Origin of the sequence: Leptospira perolatii (assembly GCF_002811875.1) — a bacterium.
Lineage (GTDB): Bacteria > Spirochaetota > Leptospiria > Leptospirales > Leptospiraceae > Leptospira_B > Leptospira_B perolatii.
In genome coordinates this window covers 92625-100254 of sequence record NZ_NPDZ01000012.1, presented here as the reverse complement: position 1 = coordinate 100254, position 7630 = coordinate 92625, and the positions used below count along the sequence as shown (strand labels likewise).

The 7630-nt window shown below is 42.5% G+C and carries 9 protein-coding genes; 4 read left to right on the top strand and 5 right to left on the bottom strand.

Going from position 1 to position 7630, the window contains the following annotated elements; translation table 11 throughout:
• Positions 1–45: 45 nt before the first annotated feature.
• From CH373_RS15815 to ribH, 4 genes are all read right to left on the bottom strand, one after another.
• Complete coding sequence (locus tag CH373_RS15815) at positions 46–468, bottom strand: HEAT repeat domain-containing protein (RefSeq protein ID WP_243393441.1); 423 nt, start codon at positions 466–468, stop codon at positions 46–48.
• Positions 469–650: 182 nt separating this feature from the next.
• On the bottom strand, positions 651–2726 hold the full coding sequence (locus CH373_RS15810; RefSeq protein ID WP_100714731.1) for a tetratricopeptide repeat protein: 2076 nt from the start codon (positions 2724–2726) through the stop codon (positions 651–653).
• Between the two features lie 5 nt (positions 2727–2731).
• Complete coding sequence (gene nusB / locus CH373_RS15805) at positions 2732–3100, bottom strand: transcription antitermination factor NusB (RefSeq protein ID WP_243393443.1); 369 nt, start codon at positions 3098–3100, stop codon at positions 2732–2734.
• A gap of 44 nt (positions 3101–3144) precedes the next feature.
• Positions 3145–3606, bottom strand: a complete 462-nt coding sequence (ribH, locus tag CH373_RS15800; protein WP_100714729.1) for a 6,7-dimethyl-8-ribityllumazine synthase — start codon at positions 3604–3606, stop codon at positions 3145–3147.
• An 85-nt stretch (positions 3607–3691) separates the two neighbouring features.
• Here ribH and CH373_RS15795 point away from each other — a divergent pair, with 85 nt between their 5' ends.
• Entirely contained in the window at positions 3692–4453 is a 762-nt protein-coding gene (locus tag CH373_RS15795) for a tetratricopeptide repeat protein (protein ID WP_243393442.1), read from the top strand.
• A gap of 11 nt (positions 4454–4464) precedes the next feature.
• Here the strand turns inward: CH373_RS15795 and CH373_RS18680 are convergent, their stop codons facing one another.
• Positions 4465–4629 (bottom strand): hypothetical protein, encoded by a 165-nt coding sequence (locus tag CH373_RS18680; protein WP_165778855.1) that lies wholly within the window; start codon positions 4627–4629, stop codon positions 4465–4467.
• Positions 4630–4781: 152 nt separating this feature from the next.
• Here CH373_RS18680 and CH373_RS15790 point away from each other — a divergent pair, with 152 nt between their 5' ends.
• The 3 genes from CH373_RS15790 to CH373_RS15780 all read left to right on the top strand — a co-directional run bounded on the left by CH373_RS15790 (position 4782) and on the right by CH373_RS15780 (position 7616).
• Positions 4782–5369 (top strand): hypothetical protein, encoded by a 588-nt coding sequence (locus tag CH373_RS15790; RefSeq protein WP_100714727.1) that lies wholly within the window; start codon positions 4782–4784, stop codon positions 5367–5369.
• A complete protein-coding gene (locus tag CH373_RS15785; protein ID WP_100714726.1) occupies positions 5363–6733 on the top strand; it encodes a peptidoglycan recognition protein family protein in 1371 nt (456 codons plus the stop codon). The genes CH373_RS15790 and CH373_RS15785 overlap by 7 nt, the downstream gene beginning before the upstream one ends.
• Before the next feature lie 235 nt (positions 6734–6968).
• Positions 6969–7616, top strand: coding sequence for a DUF1554 domain-containing protein (locus tag CH373_RS15780; protein ID WP_100714725.1), 648 nt, complete (start codon positions 6969–6971; stop codon positions 7614–7616).
• Positions 7617–7630: the final 14 nt, after the last annotated feature.

Below are 7630 nucleotides of genomic sequence, written 5' to 3'. Positions count from 1 at the left end.
GCTCTTAGGAAAAGATTCTTTGAAACATTACAGAAAAATAATATTTCAGATACCAGGGCTGTCATCCGATGCGAATTTAGAGATCAAATTTTGGACTCGTTCATCCTTGATCCAAATTGCAGCTTCCAAAAAATATTCCCTAAAAACCGGATTCGTAGAATTGGCAAGATCCAAAACGTTGGGCATGGCTCGGTCGTCTCGAAATACTTGAACACATCTGAAAGCCGATTGTCTTGTTTCGAAATCCGGATCAGTCAAAGCAGAAATCACGGAATACACGAATCTCTTCTCTTTCTTTTTTTCAGCCAATTCTAGGGATCTTCTCTTTAGTTCCGTACTTTTGGTATTTCTAAAGGAAAACTCCAGATCACTCACCCAGTTTGGTGCGATAGAATCTAAATCTTCCAATTCCGAAAAGAGATTCAGGACAGACAGAGCGCTTTCTTCTTCAAAATCTGCTCCTTTCAATAATTTCGAAACTTCCGGCAGAAGATCTAAGCGCGATTTAGATTTGATTTGGGAGATAGCTTTCGCCTGCTTTCTTCCTCCAGAAAGAACCTCTTCCTTGAAAGCGTCCTTGATTTCTTCAGATGCAAGATTAGAGAGAGAGATTCCGATCCAAAAAAGAAAGACCGGCGTTTTCAGTTTTCTCAGAAAAAGCCCTCTTTTTTGACGGATTCCTCAAGGGCGGCACTTGCGGCACGTTTGTTATCGTATGCCTCAGTATTTGTAGGATCCAAATCGATGCAGTTCTGAAAAGATCTTACTGCTTTTTTGTATTCGCCATTTTTATAATATGCTACGCCTAGGTAATTATAGGCAGATGCCGCCGTTTTAGGCTTCACTTCGGATCGCACAATCGCCGTTAGTTCATCGATCGCTTTTTCACGGTCCAGAACGGAATTCGAATCCAAAAGAATTTTTGCCAAAACAAGTCTGCCTTCGTAGTCCTCGGGATCCATGTGCGCTGAACGATATGCTTCATCTTTCGCACGATTTTTTAGATCGGGGTCTTTGGAGCGGTTGTAGAGGAGCGCCAACTTTTTATGAGCTTGCTTGATTTCCGCTTGGTTCCTGGATTGATTCAATACCTGTAACAAGACTTTCTCCGCATTGGAAGAATCATTCATTCCCATGTAGCTTTCCGCAAGTTTGAGTGCTACTTTATAGTGGTCTTCTTTTTGCTTTAAAATCGTAGAATATTCTTCGATCGCTTCCCTAAAAAAGCGATTCTCTAGATAATAGTCTCCCAGTGCTTCCTTTGATTTTAGATCCGTAGGATCCAAATACGAAGCTTTTCTAAAATTCTCGATCGCCTGGGTTCCGTTCCCGCTATGTTTATAAACAAGACCTAAATTATAATATGCTTTAGCATTCTTGGGATTGATATCTAAAACTCGATTCAGAGCAGTAACCGCTTCTCCGTATCTTTCCATTTGGTCCAATACCACTCCGAGATTCAAGAGCGCGGTTTCGGTGAAACTGTCCCCGGGAGTAGAAGAAACAATCCTTCTATAAGTTTCTTCCGCAGCCAAAAGATCTCCGCGATTATAATAAGTCTCAGCCAACTGGAATAAAGTATCTATATCATTCGGATTGTATTTTAAACTTTTTTGTAATGCATCTATGGATTGTTCACCGAGATTCATTTTTTCGAAAGAATCGGCGATTGCTCTGAACAACTCCGGATCTGTTGCTCCGGCTTGTTTCGCCATTTCGAGGTATTTAACCGACTCTTCGTTCTTACCATTCTTTTTCAGAACTACTGCAAGATTATACAGAAACTTAGCGTCATTCGGAGAGATAGTTGCGGCTTCTCTAAAATAGTGTTCCGCTTCTACATAGTTCCCGCGATTGTATGCGATATTTCCTAAATAAGAATTGGATAATGCCGCGAGCTTACCGCCTTTTGACTTGAGAGTGACCTGCTTGAATTGCTCTTCGGCTTGCGGGATCTCGCCTTTTTTATAATAACTTAATGCGAGGTTGTAGATCAACTGAGGATCGTCCGGCGAAGAGGCCAATCCTTCTTTATAAGCTTCGATAGCCGCATCCGGGTCATTGATCTCGTTGAATAGATTTCCTGCAAGCAAAGCCACTCTTGGATCATCCGGGGCGATTTCCTTTGCCTTTAAAGCTGTCGCTCTGGCATCGGTAAACTGACCGCTATGCTTGTATGCCAAAGTCAAATTGTAGTATGCATGAACATTTTTTGGATCGTATAGGATCGCTTTTTGAAATCTTTCGATCGCCTGAGGATACCTTCCCGCTTCGTCATGAATCACGCCTAATATAGTCAAGGCGGCAGACTTTTCCGAATCGGTAGAAACTCCGTTCAAAAACTCGGTACAATAATCGAAAGCTTCTCTCGTGAATCTTTCTCGATACAAATTGATACATTTACTGAGCGCCGGATTAGAGGTACCTTCTGGGAGATAAGGCCTTTCTAAAAGCTTGTTCACATCTCCTTTCGGAGTCAGTAGCTCTTTGTTTCCCGGAAATCCATCCGTGAATTGAGTGTTTTCCTTTTTGAAAAAAGTGAACCAAACCGCAAACAAAATCGCGAGCACGACCAAAAGGCCCATCGTTGCCCAAAAGAAAGCGAGTTTATTATAATTTCTTTTAGGACGAAAATCTCCAGGCTCTTCCCCATAGTAATAGGTAGGCTGGGGCTGCTCTTCTTCCGTTTCTAGGAAGATCCGGTTTTTTCGGATCGGGTTATCCATGTCTTCTAAGTTTCGTACTGCAGAACCGAATTCAAAACCCCATTGATGAAAGGTACGGAATTTTCACTTTCAAACTCTTTCGTCAATTCAACAGCTTCGTCAATCGTGACCGAAGGAGGAATTTCCTTAGAGTTTAATATCCCAAAAATGGACATTCTCAATATACACTTGTTAACGGGTGATATACGGTTAAAGTCCCAGTTCCTCGAGTACTTCTTAATTAAAGTATCGATGCTATCTCGATTTTTCACAACACCATTTACGATAGAAACGGCAAAATCCCTTTCCTGGGTTTCGATTTTTTTATCATACCAGGGAAACTTTAGTACTTCAGAAATTGCAGGCTTGGCCATCTCCAACTGGTAGAGAGCCATCAAAGCGATCTCGCGGGACTTCCTTCGGGAAGAGGACATTGATTTTAGAGAAGTGCCAGTAGATTGACCATTTCCACAGCAGTAAGTGCGGCTTCATGGCCTTTATTTCCTGATTTGGTTCCTGCGCGTTCGATCGCTTGTTCGATCGTATCAGTAGTCAGCACGCCGAAGACCACGGGAATAGAATTTTGTACACCGACCGAGCCGATCTTTGCAGCCTCACCAGCCACATAGTCAAAATGAGCAGTGGCTCCACGAATGACCGCTCCGAGACAAATGATCGCATCATATTTTTTGGAAGCGGCTGCTTTAGAAACAACAAGAGGTAATTCGTATGCACCCGGAACTTTGACCACTGTGATATCTTTGTCGTCTACTCCTACCATTTGGAGCCCTTCTAAGGCGCCTTTGAGAAGACTATCCGTAATAAATTCATTGAATCTGGTAACGATGACACAATGTTTCTGTCCCGTTCCGACTAATTTGGCTTTGAGTTCCTTGGGCATGTTTTCCTAGTTGATTCTATTCACGAAAAAACATACGTTACCGTCTGTGGCAACCGGAAAAGAGGCCCATCCATCTAATTTCTTCATGAAACATATTTCCAGCTTTCTTTCTCTAACCTTATTAGCACTACTACCTGCTTGCGCTTCGATTCGCTCTTTATGGAAACCCAAGGAAGATTTTATTAAAAAACTAGAACTGCCTGATTGGGTCCTCGAGTCTTCTATCAAGCTTCGAGTATTTAACGATTCCTTTAATTCGGTAAACCCGGAAGATGCCCTCCCCGAAGATGATATCGCATACTATGTAAATGGTGCCCGAAAGATTTTAGCAGCTGCTCCTGCGGCAATGAAGGATATCTTCAAAATGGCCGGTTGCCTGGACGGGACCGAGCTCGTAACGATCCGAGGAAACAAGATCACTGAAAACCAAGAAGATATTTGGTATGGAATCTGTAAGAGCGGCAATCCGGATACGATCGTTTTCAAAGTACACGATATGGGAAACGATACTCTCTATAGATTGTACGAAAATGAACTAGTACCTGAATGGGAAGAAGCGAGAAAAGTTTCCAGTACCAATCCGGAAAAAGCAATGAGACTGGCTAATAAGTTGATCGAACATGAACCGGCTCATCCCGGGGCGAGGAGAATGCTCGGAAGCCTTTACTTAAAGGCCGGATATTGTCCGGGAGCTGTTCGAAATTATAGAATCTATTTAAGGATTATTCCCCGTACGCCGGAAAAAGAAAAGATCGATCAACTATTGAAGGAACAGTGCAAAGACAATTTAATCCCGAAAAAGAAAGAGACAAAAGAATACTCCGAGGATGTTCCCCCTGGAATCTAAACTCGTCGGTCTCAGTCTTTCACTCTGAGCACAAGAGTGATTTTTCCGTCGGGCTTTTCTACCACTTCGAATCCCTCTTCTTTTAAAGTTTTCTTGATTCGGTAGAATCCTAAATTCACTACTTTCGGAAGTTTCTTCTTTGGAGCCAAAGGAAATCGATCTGGTTGTGCATCCATCCCTATAAGTTTCGGAATATGACAACTCGGTCTTGACCTTGACAAAGTGAAATCGTTCTTAGATATAGAATTAACTTCGATTTCTGATTCGCTTCCCAGACCGAGGCAATCGAATAGATACAAAACTTTACTCTCTGGACCATCAACACGATATGCGGCGTTTTCTTCCTTTCGCCTTCTTTATTTCACTTTTGGGGTTAGGCAGCATTCCATTTTTATTTCCAGAATGGTTCGAATCTCCCGCCGTCTCTTGGATACTTTCCAAATTCTCTTTTGTGGCGTTTTTGGGAATCTTGTTAGTAGCTGCCTTCTTTTTGGCAAGAATTGCGATCCGGACGCGAAAAGCGATCGGCTCTCAGAACGCAGCCATTGAAGTTCATTTACGAAAAGTGTTAGACGAGCTTGTCCAAGATTCCCAAGCATTGAAGGAGTTCCTACTGATCGACTTGCCCCAGGTAGAAGAAAGGCTCCGGAATTCCAAACAGTCATTAGCCAAAGAGACATTTTCGGCCTTTTACGCCAATTGGACTAAAATTAGAATCGAAGGAGAGACAGCTTTTCAAAATTTAGAACACCTGCCTCTAGAACCGGATATATTAGACAAATCTAATTCAGACCAACAAAAAATTTCGGAATATAAAGATCTTCTAAACAGACACACAAAAGCAAAATCCATTTTGGAAAGAGTAAGATCCGATCTTTCACTGCTCAAAGAACGGCTTTCGGAGAAAGGATGTTGAAAGCATCTCTATTTAACAAACGATTCCTGCTCTTAAGGGTATTTCTGGTACTCAGTACGCTTGGTTGCAGTTCTCAACATAACTCAAACGATGAAGTTCCTCTTTTGCTAGCTTCTGAAAGCACTGAGTCTTCTTTAGTGGTCGGACAACTTTCCGCAAAAAACTCGACTGCGATTCTAAAGACTAGATGGAAGTTTAGAGTTTCCGGAATCCTTTTACACCACACTAGAGGATTGTCTTTGGAAGAATATATGCACCAGGCTTCTTCCGGGGGCTGGATGGTTCACTATGCTGTAGACAAGGACGGCAAAGTGTACGCAGTGGAAGATCCAGGCGGAACTGAATTGAAGGCCGCACCAATCCTGGATCCTTATATGCTCCATATTGTTTGGGAAGGGAATAAGGAAGAAATACTAAAAAGACCAGTACAACGAAAATCCTTAGTCCAACTCGTTGGAAATCTCTCGAACCAATTCAAAATTCCATTCACAAATTATGATATTGCATCCAAAGCTGGAATTTTTACACACACTCAGGCCAAGAAGAAATACGGTAGATTTGTGGATACTTCCGACTGCGGAATGGAGAACGTGCTCAAGGCAATCCTAGAAGATCTATCCGGAAAATATTATCCGGAACTAGAATGGAAAAATCGATTCGGACCGGATTGGGTTTTGCGAAAAGAACGTCCTTTCTCAGGACCAAAGGGAGAGGAAATTGAGCCAACATATGACCGCGGAAGAGGTACGACCAAAACTTCTAAGATAGACTTGGAATCTATCGAGAAAACTCCGGACGGCGTGCAACCGGAAGACAGAAGGCTTAAGTATAATTACAGGGGAGTAATTAGCGCAGATTGCATCGTCTTACATTTTACCGCGATCCCAGATTATTTTCACACCATGAAAGTATTAGAAAAACGGAATCTTTCTGCGACATTCCTCGCAGACAAAGACGGCAAAGTATACCAACTACTAGACCATCCTCTACATATGGCAGCAGCTGCGACCGGAACCAATCGCAATTGTTTTCAAGTTGAGATCGTAGGAAAGGACACCGAAATGTTACTTTCCAACCAAAAGCAAGCAGAAGGTGTCGCAAAGTTAGTCAAGGAGCTCTCTCTTAAATACGAAATCCCCTTGAATAACCAGAAAATCGAATCTCTGAATGGAATCTACTCCCATACTCAGGCAAAAAAGAAATGGGGAGGATCCATCTTTTTGGACGGGAAGGATTTCGATCCAGGCGAACCTTATATGAAGAAAATCATAGAGCTTGTAAGCGGAACCTTTTACGAAGAGCAAGACTGGTATGATAGATTGGGTCCGGATTGGATCTTACTATTCTCCGAGTTTCAACCGTAGACACACACGCAAAGAATCAAAGGCACTTACTGAAGGTTTTGCGAACCTTGACAAAAATGATTAGCGAAATTATTTGCTCAATCAGTTTTGCCACTAACTACTTTTCACAGAATAATCGTTGTTAAGCGAACAAAAAAGCTCAGAACTTTTAGCGATCTATAAAAAATTTCTTGAGAAATATCTTTCCGGCCTTTGTCTTATTAAATTACAATACACTCTTTAATTGGAAAAAAATATGAAGCGAATTTTAGTCCTCTCCTTATTCACTTGCATCCTTTGCTCATGCTCTCCACATGGTTCTTCGACCGACTTTGCGTTGCTCATCCCATTTCTGAACTCTTCGAACCAGAACCCTCGGACGTATCGATATCTATTCGTGACTGGTAGCCATAATGGCAATTTCGGTGGACCAAGTGGCGCCGATAATTTTTGCAATTCTCAGATTCCTCCGGAACTAAGCGGCACTTCTAATTATAAGGCTGCCCTGGTAGATCAGACAAACCGGGGTGCGGCCTTAGATGCTATCGGAAACGGACTAGGCAGATTCAACTGGGTTTTCGGATCTTCCGTTGAATACAGACGTGCCGACGGAGTGAAGGTGTTTACTACGAATTCCAGCGGGATCTATGATTTCTTAGCCAAGCCACTGAATGCTCCTTTTTCTACAATATACAAAGCAATCTGGACCTCTCTCTCTACAGATTGGAGTACAGCCAATGGACTTCACTGTAATAGTTGGGGGAGTGCCAGCAACGGATTGAATGCGGAATTAGGCGATGCGACCGCTACGAATGTTAGTGCCATCCATGCTGGTGGAGGCACTTGCGATCAGACTACTAATTTTGGCGGAGTACCGATCGGATTACTTTGCGTGGAACAATAACCCAAAGGGAAAGA